General features: G+C 67.1%; 27 protein-coding genes. 6 read left to right on the top strand and 21 right to left on the bottom strand.

Features of this window, described 5'->3' with window-relative positions; all coding sequences use genetic code 11:
* A complete protein-coding gene (locus AC3QL3_RS21250) occupies nt 1-762 on the bottom strand; it encodes an ABC transporter permease (protein ID WP_492896114.1) in 762 nt (253 codons plus the stop codon).
* Nucleotides 759-1724 carry an ABC transporter ATP-binding protein gene (locus AC3QL3_RS21255; protein ID WP_492896115.1) on the bottom strand — a complete coding sequence of 322 codons (966 nt, stop codon included), beginning with the start codon at nt 1722-1724 and terminating at the stop codon, nt 759-761. The genes AC3QL3_RS21250 and AC3QL3_RS21255 overlap by 4 nt, the downstream gene beginning before the upstream one ends.
* Before the next feature lie 152 nt (nt 1725-1876).
* On the opposite strand from AC3QL3_RS21255, the gene AC3QL3_RS21260 reads away from it, so the two are divergent.
* Nucleotides 1877-3082 carry a DesA family fatty acid desaturase gene (locus tag AC3QL3_RS21260; RefSeq protein ID WP_492896116.1) on the top strand — a complete coding sequence of 402 codons (1206 nt, stop codon included), beginning with the start codon at nt 1877-1879 and terminating at the stop codon, nt 3080-3082.
* A gap of 78 nt (nt 3083-3160) precedes the next feature.
* Here AC3QL3_RS21260 and AC3QL3_RS21265 read toward each other — a convergent pair whose 3' ends face one another.
* From AC3QL3_RS21265 to AC3QL3_RS21315, 11 genes are all read right to left on the bottom strand, one after another.
* Nucleotides 3161-3694, bottom strand: a complete 534-nt coding sequence (locus AC3QL3_RS21265; protein WP_492896117.1) for a hypothetical protein — start codon at nt 3692-3694, stop codon at nt 3161-3163.
* Nucleotides 3695-3916: 222 nt separating this feature from the next.
* A complete protein-coding gene (gene rpmG / locus AC3QL3_RS21270; RefSeq protein ID WP_343788967.1) occupies nt 3917-4081 on the bottom strand; it encodes a 50S ribosomal protein L33 in 165 nt (54 codons plus the stop codon).
* A gap of 13 nt (nt 4082-4094) precedes the next feature.
* Complete coding sequence (rpmB, locus tag AC3QL3_RS21275) at nt 4095-4331, bottom strand: 50S ribosomal protein L28 (RefSeq protein ID WP_492896118.1); 237 nt, start codon at nt 4329-4331, stop codon at nt 4095-4097.
* A gap of 300 nt (nt 4332-4631) precedes the next feature.
* Entirely contained in the window at nt 4632-5348 is a 717-nt protein-coding gene (locus AC3QL3_RS21280; protein WP_492896119.1) for a glycosyltransferase family 2 protein, read from the bottom strand.
* Between the two features lie 69 nt (nt 5349-5417).
* Nucleotides 5418-6152, bottom strand: coding sequence for a DUF3379 family protein (locus AC3QL3_RS21285; RefSeq protein WP_492896120.1), 735 nt, complete (start codon nt 6150-6152; stop codon nt 5418-5420).
* Nucleotides 6139-6624 (bottom strand): sigma-70 family RNA polymerase sigma factor, encoded by a 486-nt coding sequence (locus AC3QL3_RS21290; protein ID WP_492896121.1) that lies wholly within the window; start codon nt 6622-6624, stop codon nt 6139-6141. The genes AC3QL3_RS21285 and AC3QL3_RS21290 overlap by 14 nt, the downstream gene beginning before the upstream one ends.
* A 92-nt stretch (nt 6625-6716) precedes the next feature.
* A complete protein-coding gene (locus AC3QL3_RS21295; RefSeq protein WP_492896122.1) occupies nt 6717-7697 on the bottom strand; it encodes an Ig-like domain-containing protein in 981 nt (326 codons plus the stop codon).
* Between the two features lie 81 nt (nt 7698-7778).
* Nucleotides 7779-8657, bottom strand: coding sequence for a ParB/RepB/Spo0J family partition protein (locus AC3QL3_RS21300; RefSeq protein WP_492896123.1), 879 nt, complete (start codon nt 8655-8657; stop codon nt 7779-7781).
* Between the two features lie 63 nt (nt 8658-8720).
* Nucleotides 8721-9509 carry a ParA family protein gene (locus AC3QL3_RS21305; RefSeq protein ID WP_492896124.1) on the bottom strand — a complete coding sequence of 263 codons (789 nt, stop codon included), beginning with the start codon at nt 9507-9509 and terminating at the stop codon, nt 8721-8723.
* Nucleotides 9506-10177 (bottom strand): 16S rRNA (guanine(527)-N(7))-methyltransferase RsmG, encoded by a 672-nt coding sequence (gene rsmG, locus AC3QL3_RS21310; RefSeq protein ID WP_492896125.1) that lies wholly within the window; start codon nt 10175-10177, stop codon nt 9506-9508. Before rsmG ends, AC3QL3_RS21305 begins: the two co-directional genes overlap by 4 nt.
* Before the next feature lie 123 nt (nt 10178-10300).
* Nucleotides 10301-10759, bottom strand: a complete 459-nt coding sequence (locus AC3QL3_RS21315) for an SPFH domain-containing protein (RefSeq protein ID WP_492896126.1) — start codon at nt 10757-10759, stop codon at nt 10301-10303.
* A 327-nt stretch (nt 10760-11086) separates the two neighbouring features.
* Here AC3QL3_RS21315 and hemB point away from each other — a divergent pair, with 327 nt between their 5' ends.
* The 3 genes from hemB to AC3QL3_RS21330 all read left to right on the top strand — a co-directional run bounded on the left by hemB (nt 11087) and on the right by AC3QL3_RS21330 (nt 13274).
* Nucleotides 11087-12082 (top strand): porphobilinogen synthase, encoded by a 996-nt coding sequence (hemB, locus tag AC3QL3_RS21320; protein ID WP_492899009.1) that lies wholly within the window; start codon nt 11087-11089, stop codon nt 12080-12082.
* 118 nt (nt 12083-12200) lie between these two features.
* Complete coding sequence (gene aroE, locus AC3QL3_RS21325; RefSeq protein WP_492896127.1) at nt 12201-13013, top strand: shikimate dehydrogenase; 813 nt, start codon at nt 12201-12203, stop codon at nt 13011-13013.
* 3 nt (nt 13014-13016) lie between these two features.
* A complete protein-coding gene (locus AC3QL3_RS21330; RefSeq protein ID WP_492896128.1) occupies nt 13017-13274 on the top strand; it encodes a YkgJ family cysteine cluster protein in 258 nt (85 codons plus the stop codon).
* A gap of 82 nt (nt 13275-13356) precedes the next feature.
* On the opposite strand, the gene AC3QL3_RS21335 is transcribed toward AC3QL3_RS21330, so the two are convergent.
* Both AC3QL3_RS21335 and AC3QL3_RS21340 read right to left on the bottom strand, forming a co-directional pair.
* Nucleotides 13357-13896, bottom strand: a complete 540-nt coding sequence (locus AC3QL3_RS21335; protein WP_492896129.1) for a gamma carbonic anhydrase family protein — start codon at nt 13894-13896, stop codon at nt 13357-13359.
* 53 nt (nt 13897-13949) lie between these two features.
* Nucleotides 13950-14750, bottom strand: coding sequence for a helix-turn-helix domain-containing protein (locus AC3QL3_RS21340; RefSeq protein ID WP_492896130.1), 801 nt, complete (start codon nt 14748-14750; stop codon nt 13950-13952).
* Nucleotides 14751-14946: 196 nt separating this feature from the next.
* Between AC3QL3_RS21340 and AC3QL3_RS21345 the strand changes: the two genes are divergently transcribed.
* Both AC3QL3_RS21345 and AC3QL3_RS21350 read left to right on the top strand, forming a co-directional pair.
* Entirely contained in the window at nt 14947-15918 is a 972-nt protein-coding gene (locus tag AC3QL3_RS21345) for an alpha/beta fold hydrolase (protein ID WP_492896131.1), read from the top strand.
* A gap of 79 nt (nt 15919-15997) precedes the next feature.
* Nucleotides 15998-18043 carry a M3 family metallopeptidase gene (locus tag AC3QL3_RS21350; RefSeq protein ID WP_492896133.1) on the top strand — a complete coding sequence of 682 codons (2046 nt, stop codon included), beginning with the start codon at nt 15998-16000 and terminating at the stop codon, nt 18041-18043.
* 74 nt (nt 18044-18117) lie between these two features.
* Here the strand turns inward: AC3QL3_RS21350 and AC3QL3_RS21355 are convergent, their stop codons facing one another.
* The 6 genes from AC3QL3_RS21355 to ltaE form a co-directional block, all read right to left on the bottom strand.
* Nucleotides 18118-18543 (bottom strand): DUF3597 domain-containing protein, encoded by a 426-nt coding sequence (locus AC3QL3_RS21355; RefSeq protein WP_492896134.1) that lies wholly within the window; start codon nt 18541-18543, stop codon nt 18118-18120.
* 215 nt (nt 18544-18758) lie between these two features.
* Nucleotides 18759-19070, bottom strand: a complete 312-nt coding sequence (locus tag AC3QL3_RS21360) for a DUF3325 family protein (protein WP_492896135.1) — start codon at nt 19068-19070, stop codon at nt 18759-18761.
* A complete protein-coding gene (locus AC3QL3_RS21365) occupies nt 19063-20724 on the bottom strand; it encodes a PepSY-associated TM helix domain-containing protein (protein WP_492896136.1) in 1662 nt (553 codons plus the stop codon). The genes AC3QL3_RS21360 and AC3QL3_RS21365 overlap by 8 nt, the downstream gene beginning before the upstream one ends.
* Nucleotides 20725-20735: 11 nt before the next feature.
* The gene (locus AC3QL3_RS21370; protein ID WP_492896137.1) at nt 20736-21041 is read right to left on the bottom strand and encodes an iron uptake protein; all 306 of its coding nucleotides are present in this window, start codon (nt 21039-21041) and stop codon (nt 20736-20738) included.
* A 65-nt stretch (nt 21042-21106) separates the two neighbouring features.
* Entirely contained in the window at nt 21107-23332 is a 2226-nt protein-coding gene (locus tag AC3QL3_RS21375; protein ID WP_492896139.1) for a TonB-dependent siderophore receptor, read from the bottom strand.
* A gap of 315 nt (nt 23333-23647) precedes the next feature.
* Nucleotides 23648-24658 carry a low-specificity L-threonine aldolase gene (gene ltaE / locus AC3QL3_RS21380; RefSeq protein WP_492896140.1) on the bottom strand — a complete coding sequence of 337 codons (1011 nt, stop codon included), beginning with the start codon at nt 24656-24658 and terminating at the stop codon, nt 23648-23650.
* Nucleotides 24659-24721 lie beyond the last annotated feature (63 nt).

The following is a 24721-nucleotide window of genomic DNA, read 5'->3' on the forward strand; positions in this document are numbered from 1 at the left end:
CTAGTCCGCGCTCGCGCGCAACGCGTCGAGCCGGCGCGTGGCCAGGGCCAGCGCGACGCCGATCAGCAGCAGGAAGTAGACGACGTCGACACTGCCGACGAGGCCGAGCAAGAACGGCTGCAGATGCGTCGGCAGCGCGAGGTAGTTGATCGCCGCGTTGCTGACGCCCTGCAGACGTGCGCCGGCGTCGACGGCGGCGAGCAGGCTGTTGAGCGCCAGCGCAGCCGCCGCGGCCAGCACCGGCTGCGCGGTCCAAGCCGAGCAGGCGAGCCCGATCGCACACAGCGCAGCCGCATACAGACTCAGTCCGAGCAGCGCGGCTGCGAGCTTGCCGAAGTCGAGCGCGGCACCGAAGCCGAGCGCGAGCGGCATCAGCGCGACCAGGGCTGTCAGCACCAGCACGAAACCGAGTGCGCCGAGGTATTTGCCGAGCACGATGCGCGCGTTGCCGACACCGCTGGCGAGCAGAAGCGGCAAGGTCTGCGCGCGGCGTTCGCCGGCGAACGCGCGCATCGTGACCAGCGGCACCAGCAGCACGAGCAGACTCGAATAGCTGCGCAGCAGCGCGATCGCGATGAGATCAGTCGCTCCGGGCGCATTCTTCAGCGCGCCGAGTTTTGGCATCAGGTCGAGAAAGCCGTCGAGCGAGAGCAGAAATTGCCAGGCCATCAGCGCGACGACCACGGCGGCCAGCATCCACGCGAACGGCTGCACCGCGAGGCGGCGCCATTCGTGGCGTGCGATCAACAGCGCGACGCTCATGCGAGCGCCTCTTGCGCAGCCGCGGCTCGCGCCGCAGCGCTTGCCGGTTCGTCCGCAGCCGCGATGGCGAGGAAGGTCTGCTCCAACGAAGCGTCCTCGCTGCGCAGCTCTTCCAAGCCGAAACCGCGTTCGACTACGGCGCGCGCGAATGCGTCGACGGCGACTCCGGGCTGCAGGCAGATGCGCCAACGATGCGCGGCGAGCGGTTCGGCGCTGGAAACCAGGTCGAGCGATTGCCAATCGACCGCGTGCAGGCGGCGCGCGACACCGACGCGCAGCGCGGCTTGCGTCTCGGCACGCGCCGGACCGCTGTGACGCAACTCGCCGCGATGCAGGATCGCGACGCGGTCGCAACACGCGGCCACATCGGGCAAGAGGTGTGTGGACAGCACTACGGCGTGCTCTTCGCCGAGACCGCGCACGAGTTGGCGCAGCTTGAGCGCCTGCACCGGATCGAGACCTGAGGCCGGCTCGTCCAGCACGATCAGCTCGGGTTCGTGCAGGATCGCCTGGGCCAGACCGACGCGCTGGCGAAAGCCCTTCGACAAGGTCGCGATCGGGCGCCGCTGCACCTCGCCCAATTCGCAACGTTCGATCGCGCGCGCGACTGCGCCGGCGACCGCGCCGCGTGCCAGTCCGCGCAGACGCGCGCAGAAGACGAGGAACTCGCGCGGCGTCAGCTCGGCGTGCAGCGGCGGCGTTTCCGGCAAATAGCCGATCGAGCGACGAGCCAGCTCGGGATGTTCGTAGAGATCCTCGCCGTGCAACCGTACGCTGCCGGATGTCGGCGCCAGCACGCCGGCGATCATGCGCAAGGTCGTGCTCTTGCCGGCGCCGTTGACGCCGAGCAGGCCGAGCACCTCGCCGCGATGCAGCTCCAATTCCAAACCATGCACCACCGTACGTCCGGCGAGGACGCGGTCGACCTGGCGCAGGAGTAGGGTCGGCGAGGGGAGATTCACGGGCGGCGATGTTGCGGCTCCGCCGCGACGCCGGCAAGCACGGCTTGTGCGAACTGCGTGGCGAGTTCGTCGCAAAGCTTGACGCCGCCCCGTAGCGCCCCCATTGACAGCCGCGTATAGTCGTGTCTCATTTCCTCCCGCTTCGTCTCTTCATGTCCGACACTCTGATTTCCCTCGCCGCCCGCGGCCTGACGCAAGGCTCCTGGGGCACCTGGCTCGTCTACATGCTGGTCGTTACCCAGCTGACGATCTTCACGGTGACTCTGTACCTGCATCGCAGCCAGACGCATCGCGGCGTCGATTTCCATCCGGTCCTCGCGCACTTCTTCCGTTTCTGGTCGTGGCTCACGACCGGCATGGTCACCAAGGAATGGGTGGCGATCCATCGCAAGCACCACGCCAAGGTCGAGACCGAGGAAGATCCGCACAGCCCGCAGATCCACGGCATCAATAAGGTGTTCTGGGACGGCGTCGGTCTCTACCGCGACGCCAGCCACAACCTCGACGACATGGACAAGTACGGCCGCGGTACGCCGGACGACTGGATCGAGCGCAAGCTCTACTCAGCGCATGCGTATTGGGGCCCGACCCTGATGGCGATCATCAACGTCGCGCTGTTCGGCGTGGTCGGCATGGCGCTGTGGGCGATCCAGATGATGTGGATCCCGTTCTGGGCCGCCGGCTTCGTCAACGGCGTCGGCCACTGGTGGGGCTATCGCAACTTCGAGTCCGCCGACACCTCGACCAATCTGTCGCCGTGGGGCGTGTGGATCGGCGGCGAAGAGCTGCACAACAACCACCACGCGTTCCCGAGCTCGGCCAAGTTCGCGCTGCGCCGCTGGGAGTTCGACATCGGCTGGGCTGCGATCCGCCTGTTCGAGATGCTCGGCCTGTCCAAAGTGCTGCGCGTCGCGCCGGCGCTGGACGTACGCCCGAACATGCATCTGCCGGACGCCGATACCGTCAAGGCGGTGCTGTCGCACCGTTTCCACGTGATGAGCGACTATTTCCGCGGCGTGATCGCACCGACCCTGCGCGAAGAGGCCGGCAAGGCCGGCGCCGGCATCGCGGCGCTGCCGCGCAAGCTGCGCAAGGCGCTCGGCAACGGCGGCCGCTGGCTCGACGCCGCTTCGCGCGATCGCATGACCGCCTTCACCGACAAGCACCCGCAGCTGCGCACCGTGTGCGAGTTCCGCGCGCGCCTGGCCGCGCTGACCGAGCGCAACGGCCGCAATGTCGACGGCATGCTCGACGGCCTGAAGGACTGGTGCCGCGAAGCCGAAGCGACCGGTATCCGTACGCTGGCGGAATTCGCGGCAAGGCTGAAAGGTTATCGCCTCGCCGGCGAAGCAAGCTGAGGCTCGCGCAACCGTCAAACAGAAAAGCCCGCTTCGTGCGGGCTTTTTCTTGCGCGCACCGAGGCGCCGCCACTCGGATCAGGACGCGCGGCGGAAGCTCGAACGATTGCGCACGATCGCCTCGGCGCAATTGCGACCTTCGCGCTTGACGATGTCCATTTGCGTACGGCTCCAGCGCAAGGTGTAGCGCACGCATTGCTCGGGCTCACCTTGCGCCGCCGGAATTTCAGTCGCGACGACTTCGGCCACGCCGTCTTGCGACGAGGTCGAGTCGATGCGGTAGCGTCGATTCTCGTCCGCGCCGAGCCCGTGCACCCAGACCAGCGTCTTGGCGTCGAAATCGAATTTGATCCGCTCGTAGGAATGGACGGTCTTCTTCGGACCGTCGTCGTAGATGGCGTGGAAGGCGAGCTCATCCGGTGCGATCAGGGCGATATTGGCGATCGTCGGCAGGGTGATTTCGCGGTGATCACCACTGTAGTCGCGATAGGTCATGCTGCCGTTCCAGCGGCCTTCGGCGTCGACGAGCGATCGCACCGGCGCCGGATCGTAGAGTGCGTGCGCAGAGGTTGCAGCGAGAACGAACAGCAGGGCGGGCAAACGCGATCGCATGGGCGAAACCTTCACGGATAGTGGGCGCGCCTTCGATGCTCGCGAATCGAAAAAGGTTGAGCCGCCGCGGCGGCAACGCCCGATAGCCGTACTGCCGTAAAACAAAAACCCGCCAGCAAGGCGGGTTTTTGTTTACGAAAGCGGAAGAACCAAGATTCTGCATTTCCGCTTTCGCGGAGATGATGTAGCGGTAGGTCATGCGCTACGCGCAGGCCTCACGGCTTACTTGATCTTGCCTTCCTTGTAAGCGACGTGCTTGCGGACGACGGGGTCGTACTTCTTGACCTCCATCTTGTCCGGCGTGTTCTTCTTGTTCTTGTCGGTGGTGTAGAAGTGGCCGGTGCCGGCCGAGGAGATCAGACGGATCTTGTCGCGCTTGGATGCCATGGTCAGTTACTCCTCAGATCTTTTCGCCGCGCTTGCGCAGCTCGGCGACGACGACTTCGATGCCCTTCTTGTCGATCGTGCGCAACCCATGGTTGGACACGCGCAAGGACACCCAGCGCTTCTCGCTCGGCACCCAGAAGCGGCGCTCGTGCAGGTTCGGCAGCCAGCGGCGCCGCGTCTTGTTGTTGGCGTGGGAAACGTTGTTGCCGGATTGGAAACTCTTTCCGGTGACTTGGCAGACTCTGGACATGCGAACCTCGGTATCTCGATTCCGTCCTTGGCCAGGACGGCGGCGGCCCAGCGGCGACGATGCGCCGTGCGGTGCTGGAAGTCCCTTCACGTCCGACGCGGGCGGACCGCATGACCGGAATCCGCGTGCCCGAAAGGGCAATGAACGAGGCAGGGAGCCGCACTTTATAGCCTAATCAGGGGCTTGCGGCAAGCACCGCGACGCCGAGCCGGGCCAGAGCACCGCGCGATCGGCTTCGAGCAGACTCACGCCGTCGAGAGCGACTTCGGCCGGCTCGTCAGCGGCACGAAGAGGCGCGCCTCACGCCTCTTCCACCGCCGTGCGCTTGGAGCGCTTGATCAGCCAACCCACCCCGCGCAGATCGGAAATGCCGACCAGGGCGCGATTGAGGTTGTTGTACTTGGACACGCCGGTCCCGCGCGGGCGGTGATTGACCGGCACGCTGCGCACCTGCCAGCCGGCCCGCTGCATCAGCGCGGGCAAGTAGCGGTGCATGTGATCGAAATAGGGCAGGTCGAGGAATGCCGCGCGCTCGAACAGCTTGATGCCGCAGCCGGTGTCGGGTGTGTCGTCGCGCAACAGCCGCGAGCGGATCGCATTCGCCCATTTCGAGGCCCAGCGCTTGCTGCCCGAGTCGCGCCGGTTCACCCGCCAGCCGGCGTAGAGCTTGATCGCGGCCGGCGATTCGTCGCGCATCGCGACGAGCTTGGGGATGTCGGCGGGATCGTTCTGGCCGTCACCGTCCAAGGTGGCGATCCACTCGCCGCGCGCGGCTTTGACGCCGTTGCGGATCGCCGTGCTCTGACCGCTCTGGCTCAGATGGCGCAGCACGCGCAGTTCGGGATATTGCGCCTTCGCCTGCGTCAGCACGGCGAGCGAGTCGTCCTTGCTGGCGTCGTCGACGTAGACGATCTCGAACGCGACGCGCCCGCGCAGGGCGGCGGCGATCTCGGCCAAGAGCGGCGGAATATTGTCGCGCTCGTTGAACACGGGCACGACCACGGAAAGTGCAGGCATACGCGAAGGAACCGGCGCGAAAGAAGCGCATTATCGCCGAACGCGCGTTCGCGCGCCGGAGCAGGGTTCTCAGGGCGCGCCGGCGGCGCTCAGCGCGGGGGGGCCGTCGAGCGCTTGCTGCCAGGTGCGTTCGAGCGCGCCGAAACTCGTGTCGCTCTTGGCCAGCAGCACCAGGGTGCCGTCGCGGATCGGCACTTCACGCCCGCGCATGCCGTCGCGCTCGAAATCCGCCGTGGCCGGCGCTCGATGCTGCACCACGTACACCACGCTGACCGGACCGTCCTCGCGCGGCATCACCATGTGCACGGTGCGATAGGCGCCGACCGGGCATTCGCTGACGTAGGCGATGCCATCGGGCACCGCCGCCAGCTCGACGCCGCGATCGGCGAACGCCTTGCGCACGTCGGCCGCCGGCAGCGTGGCGGTGCGCGACAGCGCAGCGCGCTCGCCCGGACCGGTCACATGCTCGGCCACCAGCTGCGACAACGGCGCGCTCGTTTCGTAACGGCGCCACAGGCCGACCGCGAGCACCAGACTCGCCGCCGCCGCGAGCGCGATCCAGCCGAGACGGGCTCGATTCCCGCCGCGCCGCTGGCGTTCGCCGGTCAGCTGCGCGAGCAGGATGCGGTCGGCCAGTCCTTCCGGCACCGGCATGCTCAGCGCGGCGGCGAGCCGCGTCTCGAATGTCTGCGCGCGTGCGTACGCCTCGGCGCAGAACGGGCAGGTTTGCAGGTGTGCGCGCGCGGCGCGGTCGTTGACCTGCGGGTCGCTGCCGAGCAAGCGGCGGAACTCAAGGCAGTCCATGCAGGGCCGCCTCCTGGACCGTGTCGCCGTCGAGCAGGGCGCGCAGTTTCTGACGCGCGCGGAATACTTGAGTCATCACCGCCGCTTCACTGATGCGCAATTCACGCGCGATCTCGGCGCAGGAAAAACCGCCGAGCACCTGCAGCACGAGCGGCTCGCGGTACTTCGGTTCGAGTTTGGCGATCGCCGCGCGCAGCACGGCATCCTCGCCCAGATGCTCGGGGCCGGGCGCGCTGTCGCCGAGTTCGAGCTCGGCGATGTCGGTCGTCGGCATCGGCTTGCGCTCGTACAGACGCGCATGCTCGCGCCGCAAGATCGTGACCAGCCACGCCTTCGCCGCGACGTTCTCGCGCAGGGAGTCGAGCCCGCGCCAAGCGCGCAGGAAGGTCTCCTGTACCAGATCCTGCGCCAGCGCCTCCTGACCACAGAGCCAGTAGGCGTAGCGATAAAGTTCGCCGGAATGCGCGCGCACGAGCGCCTCGTACTGTTGCTGACGTTGACTCACGCCAGCAACAGACCGGGCTTTGGCATCCTCGCTTGCAGACTCCCTCATGCGGCGTCGCGCTACTCCGGCGTATTCTCGAAACCGTCCTCGAAGATCGTGTCCGCCGCCGTCACCAGGAACTCGACCGGCAGCGCGGTCGGATTGTGCACCGAATCGTTGCTGTGCACGCACAGATTCGCACTGTGCGGGCCGGGCTTGAGGGTGCTCGCGTCGAAAGTCGCGGTCACGGTCGTCTCGGCCCCCTGCGCGATCGCGCCGGCCGCCGGGTCGACGCTGAGCCAGGGCACGCTGACCGGGCTGACGCAGTCACCCGACGACGTATTGATGCTCCAGTCGAGCGGCAAACTGCCGGTGTTGCTGATGTCGAAAGTCTGGGTGGTGGTGTCGCCGACGGCCGCCTGCGCGCTCAAGCCGGCCACCGACAGCTCGAGCACCGGAGCCGCGGCCTGCACGATGATGATGCCCGACATGCCCTGACCGCCGGTGCCGCCGTGGTTGTTGCAGTAGAAGCGGAATTCGCCGACGTTGGGGAACGGAACCGTGCAGTTCGCGTCGCACGAGAACAGACTGTCGTCGGAGCGCAGCGGATGGAAGCTACTCGCCGTGAAGGCGACCGAATCGCCCGGCGCGATCGTCAGCGTGTTCGGTGTGTAGGTGAAGCCGGAGATGCCGACCTGATGCGTGGTGCCGCCGACCACGCGAATGATGCCGGACATGCCTTGGCCGCCGGCACCGCCGTGGTTGTCGCAGTAGTAGCGGTATTCGCCCGGCGTGGCGAACGTCTGCGTACACGCCGTATCGCAGGAGAACAGGCCGTCGTCGGTGCGCAAGGGATGGGTGCCGCTGGCGGCGAAAGCGACCGAGTCGCCTGCCTGGATGGTCAGATCGTTCGGCGTATAGGTGAAGCCGGAGATTCCGACCTGGTGCGTGGTTCCGCCCAGGGTGCCGACGGGACCGCCCGGCCCCTGACGGTTGGCGGCGAAGGCGGACAGCGAAACCAGCGCAAGGGCGCTGGCGACGAATGCGAGCAGGGTGCGCATGCAGGTTCTCCCCGGAGGTGGAACCCGTGAGTACCGCGAGAGCGGCCGATGGTTGTCGCGCCGGTCGAAGCGCCGGCGATCTTAACGAATGCGCCCGAGCAGACCGTCCAGCTCGTCGAGGCTGTGGTAATGGATGACCAGCTTGCCGCGGCCGTTGCGTCCGTGGGCTAGATTCACGCGCGTAGCGAGCTTCTCGGCCAGATCGCGCTCCAGCGCGGCGATGTTCGGATCGCGCGCCGCCTTGCTCTTGACCGCGCCGCCGGGGGGCGCCGGCAGCCTGCGTACGGCGTCTTCCAGCTCGCGCACCGACCATTGCTTGTCGGCCGCCTCGCGCGCCAAGGCCAGCGCTCGCGCCTCCGGCTGCACGGTGGCGAGCGCACGTGCGTGGCCCATCTCGAGCCGGCGGTCGTCGAGCAGACGTTTAATCCCTTCGGGCAGGTCGAGCAGGCGCAGCAGGTTCGATACCGCTGCGCGCGAGCGGCCGACCGCCTCGGCGACTTGCTGGTGGGTCAGTTCGAACTCGTCGATCAGGCGCGCCAGCGCCTGCGCTTCCTCCAACGGCGACAGATCCTCGCGCTGGATGTTCTCGATCAGCGCCATCGCGACCACGGCCTGGTCCGGCACTTCCTTGACCAGAGCCGGAATCTCGCTGAGGCCGGCTTGCTGCGCCGCGCGCCAACGGCGCTCACCGGCGATCAATTCGTAGCGGCCCGGCGCGATCGCGCGCACCACCACCGGCTGGATCAAGCCTTGCGCCTTGATCGACGCGGCCAGTTCCTCGATGCGTTCGGCGTCGAAGTGATGGCGCGGCTGGTATTTACCGGGACGGATTGCGGAGGTTTCGAGCGTGCGCAGCTCGCCTTCGGACTCGTTCGCGGAACCCGGTGAAGCCGCATCGCCGCCGCCGAGCAGGGCGTCCAGGCCGCGTCCGAGTCCGAGTCCTTTTTTCTTTGCCGCCATGAGCGTTCTCCGTGCGATCGTTGTCGATCGCGAAAATCAAAGCGGCTGTCTCCGCCGCTTTTTTCAGTTGGTCGCCGCTGCGGCGGAAGGTCCACGCTCGCGCCGCAGCATCTCGCCGGCGAGGCCGAGATAGGCGATCGCGCCGCGCGATTCGCGGTCGTACAGATTGATCGGCTTGCCGTGGCTGGGTGCTTCCGCCAGGCGCACGTTGCGCGGAATGATCGAGCGGAACACCTTGTCGCCGAAATGCTTGGTCAGCTGCAGCGAGACCTCGTTGCCGAGGTTGTTGCGCACGTCGTACATGGTGCGCAGTAGGCCTTCGATCTCGAGCGCCGGATTGAGCCGCGCGCGCACCGCCTTGATCGTGTCGAGCAGGCTCGATAGACCTTCCAGCGCAAAGTATTCGCACTGCACCGGAATCAGCACGCCGTGCGCCGCGGTCAGCGCATTGATCGTCAACAAATGCAGCGTTGGCGGGCAATCGATCAGGATCGTGTGGTAGCGGTCGTCCAGCTTGGCCAGCTGATCCTTCAAACGCATCTCGCGCGCGAGACTGTCCATCAGCTTCAATTCGGCCGCGGTCAAATCGCCGCTGCCGGGCAGTAGATCGAAACCCGCTTCGGTGGTCTGGATCACGTCGCCGATCGCGGCTTCTTCGAGCAGCACTTCGCAGCCGCTCGGATGCGCCGTGCGCTTGTCCACGCCGGCCGCCATGGTCGCGTTGCCCTGCGGATCGAGATCGATCAGGAGTACCTTGCGCCGCGTCTCCGCCAGCGCCGCAGCGAGGTTGACGGCGGTGGTGGTCTTGCCGACCCCGCCTTTCTGGTTTGCCACCGCGATGATGCGCGTCATGACGATCCTGCCCGCCCCTGCTGCTCCGGCGCGTCCGGCCGGACCCGCTTGATTACCACGACATGCCGTTCCGCGTCCAAACCCGGCACCTCGAGAACGTCGACGCGATCGACGCGAAAAGCGGCCGGCACGGCGGCGAGTTCGTCTTCCGGAAAGCGGCCCTTCAGCGCCAGCCAGACGCCGTTCGGCGCGAGCAAGTGTCCGCCCCAGGCGAGCATTTCGGCCAGGCTCGCGAAAGCGCGCGCGCTGACGCAATCGTAGCTGCCGGTCGCCGCTTCGACGCGGCTCTCGGTCACGCGCACGTTGTCGAGTTTGAGTTCGCGCACCGCCGCGCGCAGAAAGCGCGTCTTCTTGCCGTTCGAGTCGACCAGGGTCACGGCACGCTCGGAGGCCGCGATCGCCAACGGGATGCCGGGCAAGCCGGCGCCACTGCCGAGATCGGCCAGGCTCGCACCCTGCACGTACGGCGACACGGCGAGCGAGTCGAGCAGATGGCGCGTGACCATCTCGTCGAGGTCGCGCACGGCGCTGAGGTTGTAGGTCGCATTCCAGCGCGCGAGCAGCCGGACGTACGCGAGCAGCCGCTCGATGGCGGCGGCGGAAAGATCGAGATGCAACGCTGCGAGGCCGGCGACGAGGCGCCGCCGCAGCGGGTCCTGGTCAGACATGCGGCGACGATCGGAAGTGCGGGGGCGCGCAGTATCCGCGCGGAAGGTTCCGAAATCCACCGCGCAGGACGAATGCGTCCGGCCCGCGCAAGTCTTTGCGCAGGCCGGACGTCATAGCGGGGCTCAATTCAACGCGTTCAGGTCGACGCGGGCGATCAGAAGGCCGCGGTCGCGCAGTTCGGTATTCAACGACTGCTTCAACCAAGCCCGGCGCAGGTCGGCTGCTTCCGGCAAGCCGGGCGCCGCGAGCCAACGATGCATCGCGTTGTGCAGCAGATTCTCGAGGTCTTCGATGACGACATCGGCGCGCTCGGGATCGAGCACCTGAAAATAGACCACGCCGCGATAGCGCTGACCGTCGACCGCGAGATCTTCGATCGGCATCGCCGCACCGGCGAGGCTGATCTTGTGCGCGACGCGCTCGACCAGCGGTACGACCAGATGAGTGCCGGAACGAACCGCGCGCACATGACCGTCCATGCGGCGGAAGGTGTACACATGCCCTTCTGGAATACGTCGAATCGAGGCGACGACCAGAAGGGCGAGGAGACACAGAGCGGCTAGCAGGATCGGGGACAACATTTTCTTATCTCTAGCGCAGTTACGAAACGTACTTCGCGTTTCGTCGTAATAACACAGGGCAAGTGAACTAACAATCACTTAACAGTTTGCCGGCCCCACTCATAACCAAAGCTGAATATTTCCCAGCTGGATTCGCCGAATCGATACGACGTTCAGCCCGGTCTACCGACATCGGCGCGTCCGCGCAGGTTCGATCCGGCGGCGAGAAACCAGAATCCGGCGCATAGGAGCACGACGTGGATGCGGTCCTCGGGCGACACCTCGCCGCAGCGGACGTGCGGAAGCGACGCTTACAATGAGCCTCTCCGCTTGCAGACAGCTCACGCCATGGCCTATCCGCACACCCGCCTGCGGCGCATGCGCCGCGATGCGTTCTCGCGCGCCCTGATGCGCGAGACCGATCTCATGCCGTCCGACCTGATCCTGCCGGTGTTCGTGTGCGAAGACCGCGACACCGTCGAGCCGATCGCGTCGATGCCGAGCGTCGAGCGTGTGTCGATCGATCGCCTGCTGCGCATTGCCGCTGAAGCGCAGCAACTGGGCGTGCCGGCGCTGGCGCTGTTTCCGGTCACGCCGCCCGAAGCGAAATCGCTCGACGCGCGCGAAGCTTGGAATCCGGACGGACTGGCGCAGCGCGCGGTGCGCGCATTGAAGAAGGAATGTCCCGCGCTCGGCGTGATCACCGACGTCGCCCTCGATCCGTTCACCACGCACGGCCAGGACGGTCTGATCGACGACTCCGGTTACGTCGTCAACGACGCCACCGTCGATGCACTGGTCAAGCAGGCGGTCTCGCACGCCGAGGCCGGCGCCGACGTGGTGGCGCCGTCGGACATGATGGACGGGCGTATCGGTGCGATCCGGAAGGCATTGGAAGCGGGTGGCTACGTGCACACGCGCATCCTCGCCTACTCGGCCAAGTACGCCTCGGCCTTCTACGGCCCGTTCCGCGACGCTGTCGGCTCCGCCGGAAATCTCGGGAAAGGCAACAAGTACACCTACCAGATGGACCCGGCCAACAGCGACGAGGCGCTGCGCGAAATCGCGCTCGATCTCGACGAAGGCGCCGACATGATCATGGTCAAGCCCGCGCTGCCGTATCTGGACATCGTGCGCCGCGCCAAGCGTCGCTTCGGCGTGCCGACCTTCGCCTACCAGGTCAGCGGCGAGTACGCGATGCTGAAGGCGGCGGCGCAGAACGGCTGGCTCGACGAGCGTGCCTGCGTGCTCGAAGCGCTGACCGGCATCCGCCGCGCCGGTGCCGACGCGATCCTGACCTACTACGCTCTGGACGTCGCGCGCTGGCTGCGCGAGGGGCAATGAGTTCGAGGACCGAACGCTCGCAGCGCGAAGCGCGGCCAGAACGAAGCCGAGATCTTCGTTCTGCTCGCCCACGGCGTGCGTTTCGGCTCTCCAGCTCCGACTCTTCGCCGGCGATTCGATGACTTCCCGCTACGCCGTCTTCGGCCAACCCATCGCGCATTCGCTGTCGCCACGCATCCATGCCGCCTTCGGCCGCCAGCTCGGCATCGCGCTCGACTATCGCGCGATCGAGGCGGGCCGCGCGGATTTCGACGCGCGCCTGGCCGCGTTCGCGCGCGAAGGCGGCCGCGGCGCCAACGTCACCTTGCCGCTGAAGCAGGACGCGCTCGCGGTGTGCGCCGAGCTGAGCGATCGCGCGCGCAGCAGCGGCAGCGTGAATACCTTGATCCGCGACGGCGAGGTCTGGCGCGGCGACAGCACCGACGGTGCCGGTTTGTTGCGCGACCTGCGCTTGCGCCATGCCTTCGACCCGCGCGAGCGCCGCGTACTGCTGCTCGGCGCCGGCGGCGCCGCTCGCGCGGCGGCGTTCGCGTTCGCCGATACCGGCGTAGGCGAGCTGGCGATTGCGAACCGCACGACCGAACGCGCGATCGAACTTGCACGCGCCGTCGGCACCGCTGCGCGTGCTTGCGCGACGAGCGAGCTGGCGACGCTCGGCCGCTTCGATCTGATCGTCAACGCGACCGCGGCCGGCCACAACGGCGCGACGATCGCCTTGCCGCCGACGCTGTTCGACACGGACACGCTCGGTTACGACCTCTCCTACGGCAAAGCCGCGCAGGCATTCATCGACGCGGCACACGCCGCCGGAGCCGCGCGCGTCAGCGACGGCCTCGGCATGCTGGTCGAACAGGCGGCCGAAGCGTTCTCGCTGTGGCACGGCGCACGCCCGGACACGGCGCCCATCTACGCCACCTTGCGCGAAGGCTGACCTGTGCAATGCCGCTCGCACTGCGGCGCCTGCTGCATCGCGCCGTCGATCTCCTCGCCGATTCCGGGTATGCCGCAGGGTAAGCCGGCCGGCGTGCGCTGCGTGCAGCTGACCGACGAGGACGCCTGCGCGATCTTCGGCCAGCCCGAGCGCCCGGCCGTCTGCCGCAGTCTGCGTCCCTCGCCATCGATGTGCGGCGCCGATCGGAACCAGGCGATGGCACTGTTGAGCGCGCTCGAGCGGGCGACCCAGCCGACCTGATTTCCAGCGAGATCGATCGTCGCGACGTCGAAGAAAGCATGCCGGCGATCGTCGTATCGATGCGTCGGCTACGCCGAAGCCCCTAGTCGCTCGGCTGACGCAGGTAACGGTTCTTCAGCTTCACGTACTGCCGCGCCGAGTAGTACAGCTTTTCGATTTCCTGCGCCGACAGCTGGCGCACGCAGCGCGCCGGATTGCCGACCCACAGCTCGCCTTCGCCGACGATCTTGCCCGGCGCGACCAGCGCGCCGGCGCCGACGATCGCATGGCGATGCACGATGGCGCCGTCGAGCACAGTCGCGTGCATGCCGATCAGGCAGGCGTCGCCGATCGTGCAGGCGTGCAGGATCGCGCCGTGGCCGACGGTGACGTCGGCACCGACGACGAGCGGAAAACCGCCGGGTGTGTAGGGACCGTCGTGGGTGACGTGCAGCACGGCGCCGTCCTGCACGTTGGTGCGCGCGCCGATGCGGATGTGGTGGACGTCGCCGCGCGCGACCGCGCACGGCCAGAACGAGGCGTCTTCGCCGATCTCGACGTCGCCGATCACGACCGCCGCGGGATCGATGTAAGCGCTGGCGGCGACGCGCGGGAGTAGGCCTTCGTAGGGTCGAACGTTCATCGGCGGCGTGCTGGGGCGATGCGCAAGCGTACCAGCGCGGGCCGCTCGGGCGCTCAGGATTTCGCCTGCGCCAGCTCGCGGCAGAACGCGGCGGTCGCCTCATCTTCGGGAAAGCAGCTTTCGATGTGCAGTTCGTCGAGGGTGACGTCGCGCGGCGTGGCGAAGGTGGTGATGGTCGAAAAGAAGCGCAGCTCGCGGCCGTGCTTGCGGAACGCCACCGCCAGCAGCGGCGCCGGCGCGTGATCGAGCTCGTGCCGCCGCCAATGCGCCGGCACGTCCGGATAGGCGAGGATTTCTTCCAGCAACGCGCGCGCCTGCGCGTCGCCTGGCGCACTGCGCACGGCATCGTGCAGGTGGCGAATCAGATCGCCGGCGACCTCGTTCCAGTTCGCGACCGCGGCGCGCAGATCGGCCGGATCGAAGAAATGGCGCAGCATGTTCCGATGCGGGCTGTGGCGGCCGTCGAGCAGAAAGCGGTTCACGCGCATCGCGGCGCGATTGGCGCCGAGAATGTTCCAGCGCCGATCGACCAAGAACGCCGGATAGGGTTCCTGCTGCGCGAGCAAGAGATCGATCGCGCGCCGGACTTGTTCGAGCATCGGTTCGTCCAGCGAGCGCTCGGCGTATTGCGGCGCGTAACCGGCAGCGACCCAGAGTTCGTTGCGTGCGCGCAGCGGTATCGCGAGCGCGTCGGCCAATCGCGCCAGCATCTCGCGGCTCGGCTGCGCCTTGCCGGTCTCGACGTAGCTCAGATGCCGGCTGGACAGACCGGCGTCGAGCGCGAGTGCGAGTTGGCTCAAGCGTCGCGTCGTGCGCCATTCGCGCAACAGAGCACCGATCGGGTTGGCAGGCATTGCATCGAGACGTGGGAAGAAGACGCCGAGGATAGTCGCGCATCGGCCGATCGACCATGCCGCCTCGCTCGTCGGCACGCGTACGAACTCGATGCGATGACCTGCCACGTCATCGCGCCATGACCTGCGGCGTCATTGCCGCGAGGCCGCGCGCACCGGAGCATGGCCGCTTCTGTGCTCGTTGGAGAAACCGCCCATGAATCGCCGACGTTTCCTCTTGCTCGCCGCGGCCGGCAGCGCGGCTGGCGCGGCGGCTTCCGTCGCCGCGCGTTCGGTCGATGCCGACGCCGCCCCGCTCGATGCGGCCGCATTCCACGCCTCGCGTCGTTTCGCGCGCACGCCGTTCGGCGACATCGCCTACGTCGAACGCGGCCACGGCGCGGCCGCATTGTTCCTGCACGGCTTTCCGTTGAACGGTTTCCAATGGCGCGCGGCCCTGCCCCAGCTCGCCCGCGAGCGTCGCTGCATTGCGCCGGACTTCATGGCTTTGGGCTACACCAAGGTAGCCGCCGGGCAGGATGTCGGGCCGCAGGCGCAAGCGGCGATGCTGGTCGCGCTGCTCGATGCGCTCGGGCTCGATGCGGTCGACGTGGTCGCCAACGACAGCGGCGGCCAAGTCGCGCAACTCCTGCTCGCGCGCCATCCCGGCCGCGTGCGTACGCTGCTTCTGACCAACTGCGACAGCGAAATCGACAGCCCGCCGGCCGCGCTGCAACCGGTGATCGCCTTGTCCAAAGCGGGCCGCTACTGCGACCGCTGGCTCGCGCCGTGGCTGGCCGACAAGGCGCTCGCGCGCTCGGCGCAGGGCATCGGCGGGATGTGCTACGACGATCCGGCGCATCCGACCGACGAGGCGATCGAAACTTATTTCGCGCCGATTCTGGCGACATCCGAGCGCAAAGCATTGATGCATGCCTACGCGATCTCGCTCGAACACAATCCGCTGCTCGGCATCGCGCCGGTGCTGCAGCGTTCGACGGTTCCGACGCGCATCGTCTGGGGCAGCGGCGACACGATCTTCTCGTCGGCGAGCCCCGACTATCTCGATCGCAGCTTCGGCGGCTCGCGCGGCGTGCGCCGGCTCGCCGGCGCCAAGCTGTTCTGGCCGGAGCAGCGTCCGCAGGTGATCGTCGAGGAAGCGCGTCGACTGTGGAGCGAGCACGCCTGAGCGCGGTGCGGCGGCGCGGCGCTTGATTTCAACGCCGCGGTGCGCCACGTTGATGGACCGTTCCCGACGCTCCGCCTCCATGCAAGACACCAATCCGCTGCTGCAAACGACCGGCCTGCCGCGCTTCTCCTCGATCCGGCCCGAGCACGTCGAGCCCGCGATCGATGCGATCCTGGCCGACTACCGCACGCGCATCGATGCCCTGCTCGCGCATGAAGGGCCGCGCGACTTCGCCGGCGTCGTGCTGCTCGGCGAAGAACTCGAAGATCGGCTCAGCCGCGCCTGGGCGCCGGTCTCGCATCTGCACGGCGTCGCCGACAGCGAGGCCTTGCGCAAGGCTTACGCGGCGGCGCAGGAAAAGATCGTCGAACACGCCAGCGAGCTCGGTCAGAACCGTGCTTTGTACGCGGCGACCAAGGCGGTCGAGGATGCGCCGGCGAGCCGTGCACTGCCGCGCGCCGCGCGTACCTTGGTCGAACACGAGCTGCGCGACTTCAAGCTTTCCGGCGTCGCGTTGGAAGAGCCGGCGCGCTCGCGCTTTCGCGAGATCGCCAACGAATTGGCCAAACTCGCGACCGAGTTCGAGGAAGCCGTGCTCGACGCCACCGATGCGTGGAGCGAAGCCTTGACCGATGCGGCGCAGCTGGCCGGCATTCCCGAATCCGGCCGCGCCGTGCTGCGCGCTTATGCCGAGGAAAAAGAAGCCGACGGCTGGCTGGTCACGCTGAAACAGCCGAGCGTGCAGGCGGTGTTGACCTATGCCGACGACCGCGGCTTGCGCGAACGCGTCTATGCCGCCTATCAGACGCGCGCTTCGGATCAAGGACCGAGCGCCGGCCGCTTCGACAATTCCGAGCGCATCGAAAAGATTCTCGCGCTGCGCCACGAAGCGGCGCAGCTGCTCGGCTTCGGCGATTCCGCGGAGGAATCGCTGGCGACCAAGATGGCGCCCTCGCCCGATGCGGTGTTCGCCTTCCTGCACGATCTCGCCGCGCGCGCCAAACCGGTGGCCGAACGCGAGCTGGTCGAGTTGCGCGCGTTCGCCGCGAGCGAACTCGGCCTCGCCGAGTTGCAGCCGTGGGACGTCGGCTACGCCGCCGAAAAGCTGCGCGAGAAGAAGTACTCGTTGAACGAAGAAGAACTGAAACCGTACTTCGCGCTCGACGCCGTCTTGAGCGGCTTCTTCGCCATCGTCGAGCGCGTCTTGGGTGTGTCCTTGCGCCTGCGCGAGGACGTCGACGTCTGGCATCCGGACGTGCGCTACTACGAACTGGTCGACGCCGACGGCAAGGTTTTCGCCGGCGCCTACGTCGATCTCTACGCGCGCAGCGGCAAGCGCGGCGGCGCCTGGATGGACGTGTGCATCAACCGCTTCCGCCGCGACGACGGCGTGCAATTACCGGTCGCGTTCCTGACGTGCAATTTCGCGCCGCCGACCAAGGACACGCCGTCCTTGCTCACGCACGACGACGTGCTGACTTTGTTTCACGAATTCGGCCACGGCTTGCATCATCTCTTGACCGAAGTCGACTACCCCGGCGTCGCAGGCATCAGCGGCGTCGAATGGGATGCGGTCGAATTGCCGAGTCAGTTCATGGAGAACTACGGCTGGCAGCGCGAAGCGCTCGACCTGTTCGCGCGCCACTGGCAGACCGGAGAGAAGTTGCCGGACGAGCTGTTCGCACGCATGCAGGCCGCGCGACATTTCCAAGCCGGCATGTTCCTGGTGCGCCAACTCGAGTTCGGTCTGTTCGACTTCCGCATCCATCGCGAATTCGATCCGGCGCGCGGCGCGCGCGTCCTGCAGATCCTGAGCGAGGTGCGCGACGAAGTCGCCGTGATCCAGCCGCCGGTCTGGCAGCGGTTCCCGCACGCGTTCACGCACATCTTCGCCGGCGGCTACGCGGCCGGCTATTACAGCTATCTGTGGGCCGAGGTGTTGTCCGCCGACGCATTCGAGCGGTTCGAACAGGCCGGCGTGTTCGATCGAGCGACCGGCGCGGCGTATCGGCAATCGATACTCGCCGTCGGCGGTTCGCGCCCGGCGCTGGAGAGCTTCGTCGAGTTCCGCGGACGCGAACCCAAACCCGATGCGCTGCTGCGCAGCTACGGCTTGGCCGCCTAGACGAAGCTGAGCTGCTCCAATCGCGCGATGGAGAGGCCTGCGTCGTCAGCGACGCGCAGGCCTTCCAGCGTGAATCAGTCGAGCAGGTCGGCCGGTACGTTGCCGCCGTTGGCGGCGATGCGCGCCAGCACGGTCTTGTGCAGCCAGATGTTCATCTTGGCGGAGTCGCTCATCAGTTCGGCGGGAACGCCCAATTCCTGCGCCAGCTCCTTACGCGCGGCCAGACTGCTGTCGATGCCGAGCAGCTTGAGCAAGTCGACGATCGAGGTGCGCCAGTTGAGCTTCTCCGCGTGCTTGGCCGCACGCTCTTCCAGCTGCGCGACGACGTCGACGACTTCGATCGGAGTCGGCGCTGGCGGCGCGGCAGGCGGAGCCGATGCGGGCGTGGGCGCCGTGTTCGCAGGTGCGGTGCCGGGCTGAGCCGTCGGGGCGGGCGCGGGCGCGGCGGCCTTGGCTGTGCCGAAACCGAGCGTAGAGAGGAGTTTGTCGAAGATGCCCATGGCGTGCTTCCTTTAATGGTCGTGGACGAACCATCGCATCGCCGTGTGGCGGCCGATCGACGGCCGTGCACTATGGGGCAGATCGATGACGCCGCGTGTGACGCGTTACAGGATGTATCCCATTACAGCGGCGCGGTTGCAAAACGTCACGAACGCGCACCCGTCCGCCCGACTCGATCGACGCGCGGGTGGCGACGAAACGGTGCCGACCGGCGTTAGCGTCGCAGCAGCAGCACGCGCAACCAGTGCGCGCGCCACGACAGCAGGAAGGCGATGGTCAGCGACGCCGCCGCGAGCGTCATCACCCACACCAGCGCGGCCATCGAGGGGTGATCGACCAAGAGGCACAGCGTCAACGACACAGCGAGCGCGAGCGCCGCGAGCAGCCGCAAGCGTTTCGTCGTCGCGGGCAGGCGTGCGGCGGCACCGCGCACTTGGCGCCAGTGCGGTTCCATCGCCAGAGCGAGCCAGCCCATGCCGAGCAGATTGGCGAGCACGGCGCCGAGCAAGAGCAGAGCGTCAGGCATGCGCCACCTCCGCCCGCGCGCGCGCCGGCGGCGCGCGCCGCAGCCGCCGCGCGGCGAAGAACGCGATCGCAGCCGCGACCAGCAGGAACAGGTCGACACCGGCCACTGGCCAATAGCCGGCGCCGATCGTACGGATCAGGTGATCGCCCGTCGTCGCCCAGTTCAGCAGCACCGCCAGCACGGCGAGCACGCCGACGGCGAGCGTCTGCTCGTACCAGGCCGGGTTGCGCTCGCCGCGCGCGACCGGTGCACTGCGCCAGAACGCGTGCGCCATCGCGACTACCCAGCCGCCCCAGAACAGGTAGCGCTCTAAATCGCCGCGCCCCGGCCAGCCGGTCGGCAAGGTCTCCGGCAGCAGGCGGTTGGCGATCAAGAGGCCGAGCGTAGCGAGCAGCATGCCGGTCAAGGTCGTCACGCCCAGCGCATCGACCACGCGTGCGCCTTGGCTGCCTTGCTTGGCGTGCTGGCGTTTGCGCTTCTCGACGAAGAACAGAAATCCGGTCGCGATGCAGACGGCGCCGCTGAGGCCGCCGAGCACGTACAGCCAGCGCAGCAGCCAATGACGGAAGTGCTGCAAGTGCAGCCCGGTCAGAAACTCGTTGATGCTGTCGACCACGGTCGCGGGCGGATCTTCACTCAGCACCTCGCCGGTCGAGGCTTTGAAGTGAACGCCTTCACCGGTCAGCGCGATGCGATCGGTGCCGGCTCGATAGACGCTGACGTAACCGTTGGCATCCCCGACATGCTGCAGGTTGAGAAAGCCGACCTCGCCGACCATGCCGCGCTCGCGCCAGCGCCGCTGCGCTTCGGCCACCATCGCATCGACCGAGGCCAGCGGTGCGGCGACGCCGGCACGATGGTGCGGCAAACCGGTTTCCTGCGCTTCGATCTTCTCGTGCAATTCGTGCAGCGGGTCGAGCTGCGTATGCGTGACCGGAAAATAGATGCCGGCGAAGATGACAAGGCCGGTGAAAGCGAAGAAGAAGTGGAACGGCAGCGCGACCACACCGGTCAGGTTGTGCAGGTCGAGTACGCTGCGCTGGTTCTTGTTCGGCCGGAAGGTGAAGAACTCGCGGAAGATCTTGCGGTGCATGACGACGCCGCTGACCAGGGCGACCAGCATCATCAGCGCGGAGAAGCCGACGATCCAATAACCGACCTCGCGCCATTCCAAGGTCAGGCTGTAGTGCATCGGATAGAAGAACTGGCTGCCGATCTTGAGCGAATCGTCAGGCAGCAGCTTGCCGTTGCGCGGATCGATCGTGCGGTCGCCCCAGACCGCTTCTTCCGGGTCCTTCGCGTTCGCCACCTCGTAGCCGGCGTACAGCTCGAGCACCGGATCGCGATGCGTCGTATAGGCGCTCCACTGGCGCACCACGTCGTAGTGCTGCGGCATCGGACCGTTGACGCGATCGCGCATCGCCTCGATGCTTTCCGGCGACGGCTGCATGCTTTCGAATACGGGTCGCAGCATGCGATCGAACGAGGGCATCGGTTGCGGCGCGAAGCGCGACTGCGGCACCGTCCAACGATCGATCTCGCGATCGAACACCGACAGCGAACCGAAGAAGAACACGACGATCAGCACGAAGCCGAGCAGCAGACCGAACCAGGTGTGCAGCCAGGTCATCGCTTGACGGAGGTTCTGGAACACGGGCGCCTCCCTCAGCGGACGATCAGGTGTTGCAGGAACGAAGCGGCGGCGGCCATCGCCGCGCCGCCGCCGACGAGTACGATCCACGCACGCGCCAGACTCGGCGTGACGAACGCCCAGCAAAATGCGACGAGATAGAGCAGGAAAGCGAGGATGCTGCCGAGATGCTCGCCGTCGTGAAACTTCATCCCGAGCGCGTACGCGCCGGCCACGGTGAGCGCGAGGAAGCCCCAGCAGAATGCGTAGCCGCCGAATACGGCGGCGCCGATGCGCAGCGCGATCGGAAGGCGTGTAGCGGAAGCGGTGGTGATCGCCATCTGGGTGGATCCTGGATGCGAGGAATGCGGCACCGTCGGTGCGGCTGCGCTCGGTGGGTCGATCGTCAGAACCGATACGTCAGGTTGAGGTTGGCGCTGCGCGGCATGCCCCAGCTGTAGGTGCTGTAGTAGCTGAAGATCGTGTAGTACTTCTTGTCGAGCAGATTATTGATCGTCAACGCCGCCGACAAATGCGGGTTGAACTCGTAACGCGCGCTCGCGTCGGCGACCCAGTAATCCGGTGCGGTATATCGCTGTTTGGTGCGCGTCGGCGTGTCGATGTCGCCCCAGGTTTCGTCCTGCCAACGCGCGCCGCCGCTCAAGGTCAGGCCTTTCCAGCGGCCCTCGGGCTGGTAGCTCGCGTACAGCGTGAACTCGTTGGCCGGGGTCAGGGTCTGCGTGCGCGCGCCTTCCTGCCGCGAGATGTGATGCGTATAGCCGCCTTGCAGCTGCCAGCCCTGCGCGATGCGGCCCGACACTTCCAGCTCGTAGCCTTCGGTCTTCACGCCTTGCGCCGCGCGGTAGGCGACGCCGCCGCTCGGCGTACGTCCGCTGGTTTCGATGCCGAAGTTGTCTTGCTCCAGGCGAAACACCGCTGCCGACGCATTCAATCGGCCACCGAAGAATTCCGCCTTGGTGCCGATTTCGTAGTTCTTGCCTTCCAGCGGATCGAGCACGCGGCCGCGTTCGTCCTGCAACGACTGCGGACTGAAGATGCTGGTGTAGCTGGCGTAGAGGGACCAATGCGAGTCGAGATCGTAGATCGCACCGACGTAGGGCACGAACACACCCGATTCGTCGAGCTTGGACACCTCGTTGCGATACCACGACCAGCGTCCGCCGGTGATCAGCTTCAAGTCGTCGCGCAGATTCCAGCGCGCCGCCGTGTAGACGCCGCGCTCGCGCGTGACCTCGTCGTTGGTGTAGTTCGGGGTCGCGCTCCACTGCGGCTTGGGAAAGTCGCCGATCCAATGGTAGTAGTCGTCGATGGGCGCCTCGGGCAGGTACCAGCCGGAATTCTTCCAGCGGCGCCGCGCCGAAGAGACGCCGACGACGAGCTCGTGCTCGCGCCCGCCGAGTTGGAACGGGCCATTGACGAAGCCGTCGAACGCATCGCTGGTGGTGCGGCCGATGTACTGGCCGATCCACATGCGCACGCCCGAACCGTCGTGCGGATTGGGAAAGCCCGCGGCGGCGGCGCCTAAGTTGGCGTCGTAGCCATTGATCTGGTGGTTGTATTGCATCTTGGCGACCCAGCCGTTGTCGAAGGCGTGGTCGAGCGTGGCGAAGCCGGTGCGCGTGTACTGATCCCAGTGGCTCCAGTTCGCGCCGTTGTTGAACGAGCGCGGCATCGCGTTGAAGCCGCCGTCGGTGTTGAGCAGCGGAATGCCGCCCCAGGTCGACACGTCGGGCTTGCTGTCCTGCTGGTCGCCGCCGACGGTGAGCAAGGTGTTGGGTGTCAGGTCGGCTTCGAGGATGCCGTAGAACACCTTGGACTGGCGCGAGTAGCGGTCGAGATTGGAGCCGCGGTCCTCGTAAGCCGCGACGCCGCGCGCACGCAGGCTGCCGCTCTCGTTGAGCGGGCCACCGAGATCGGCCTCACCTCGATAGGTGCCCCAACTGCCGCCGCCCAGCTGCACTTCGCCGGCGAAGTCGTGCGTGGGCTTCTTGCGGATCAGATTGATCGTTGCCGACGGCGTGCCGCTGCCGGTGAGCAGGCCGGTCGCGCCCTTGAGGATCTCGATGCGGTCGTAGATCGCCATGTCGCTGAGCGTGTTGCCGGCCGAATAAGCCGAGTCGCGCATCATCGGAATGCCGTCGTACTGGAAATTCTGGATCGCGAAGCCGCGCGCGTAGTACTCGGTGCGCTCGCTGTCGTAGGTGACGATGCTGACGCCCGGCGTGTGCTGCATGACCTGGTCGATCGAGGTCAGGTTGAAGTCGTCCATCACCTGCCGCGTGATGACGGTGATCGACTGCGGCGTCTGCCGCGGCGTCAGCACCATGCGCGTGGCAGTGGCGATCGCGCCGGGCGTGTACGAGCCGCTGCCTTCGGTGATCTCGCCGAGCAGGTTGGAGACGACTTGGACGGTCGGCAGCTCGGCCGCTGGCGTCGCGGCGACCGGTTCCGCCGCCGGCGCGGCGACGGGGGAGTTCACGGCGTCCTGCTCTTGCGCGGAAACCGCCGCGGCGAGGGCGAAGCCGGCGGCCAGCGCCAGCGGGCGCGACCAGCCGGCGTGACGGGCGATGGTGGCGAGCGGAGCGCCGGCGCCGCGACGAGCGAAAAACATGGACGATTCCCTTACTGAACGTTGATGCGTCGAAGCGGCCGCGGACTCCACCCTCATCGATGCGTCGCGATACGCGACCACGCCGGATGAATCCGACGCCTCCTCGACACACGCGCCTACATGAGGATGAGAATTATTCTCATTGTATGCACGCGATGGAGCGGCGGCAAATCGGCCGCGAAAGCGTCTCCTAGAGATCAATGCCGCAGAAGCGGCGCAGCGCCGCCGTCAGCCTCTGGCGCCGCGGTGTTCTACGACTCCGCCGCAACGCGGCGAATCAGATCGCGCCGCGCCCCGATACCCGCCCGCGCCGCGTCAGCCGGCGAACGCGCGAAACACCTCGATCGCGCGCTCGATCGCCGCATCGTCGATATCCAGATGCGTCACCAGCCTTACCGTCGGCAGATAGCCGATGCTCGCGCGAACCCCGTTCGCCTTCAGATGCGCATCGAGCGCGCGCAGGCGCGACGGTTCGACGTCGATGAACACCATGTTCGTGTGCTGCCCGGCGACCGTGACGACGCCGAGGCCGCGCAAGCCGTCGCCGAGACGGGCGGCACGCGCATGATCGTCGGCCAAGCGCTCGACGTGGTGATCGAGCGCATGCAAGGCGGCCGCGGCGAGCAGACCGGACTGGCGCATACCGCCGCCGAGCATCTTGCGCCAATGCTTCGCTTCGCGAATCAGCTCGGCGCGGCCGAGCAGCACCGAACCGACCGGCGCACCGAGTCCTTTCGACAGGCATACCGACACGCTGTCGAACGGCGCTGCGAGTTCGCGCGCCGGCTTGCCGCTGGCGACCGCCGCGTTGAACAGGCGCGCACCGTCCAGATGCACGGCGAGGCCGTGCGTGCGCGCCCAGGCAGCGGCCGCGATCACGTACGCCTGCGGCAGCACGCGCCCGTGCCAGGTGTTCTCCAGCGCGAGCAGGCGTGTGCGCGCGAAGTGCGGATCGTCCGGTTTGACCGCTCTCTCCAGCGCATCGAGCGGCAAGCTGCCGTCGGCCGCGTGCAGGATCGGCTGCGGCTGGATCGAACCCAACACGGCGGCGCCGCCGCCCTCGTACTTGTAGGTGTGCGCTTCCATGCCGACCAGATACTCGTCGCCGCGGCGGCAGTGGCAGAGCAAGGCGAGCAGATTGCTCTGCGTGCCGGTCGGCAAGAACAAGCCGGCCTCGAAGCCGAGATCGTCGGCGAGGCGGCGCTCCAGCCGCGTGACGGTCGGGTCCTCGCCGTAGACGTCGTCGCCGACCTCGGCCGCCGCGATCGCCGCGCGCATCGCCGCGGTCGGCCGGGTCACGGTGTCGCTGCGTAGGTCGATCGTCATGGTGTCGTTCTCCGGGTCGCAAACGGCCAGCGTAACGAGAGCGGTCCCCGCTCCGCTACACTT

The organism is Dokdonella sp. GW821-FHT11D02, assembly GCF_058808595.1.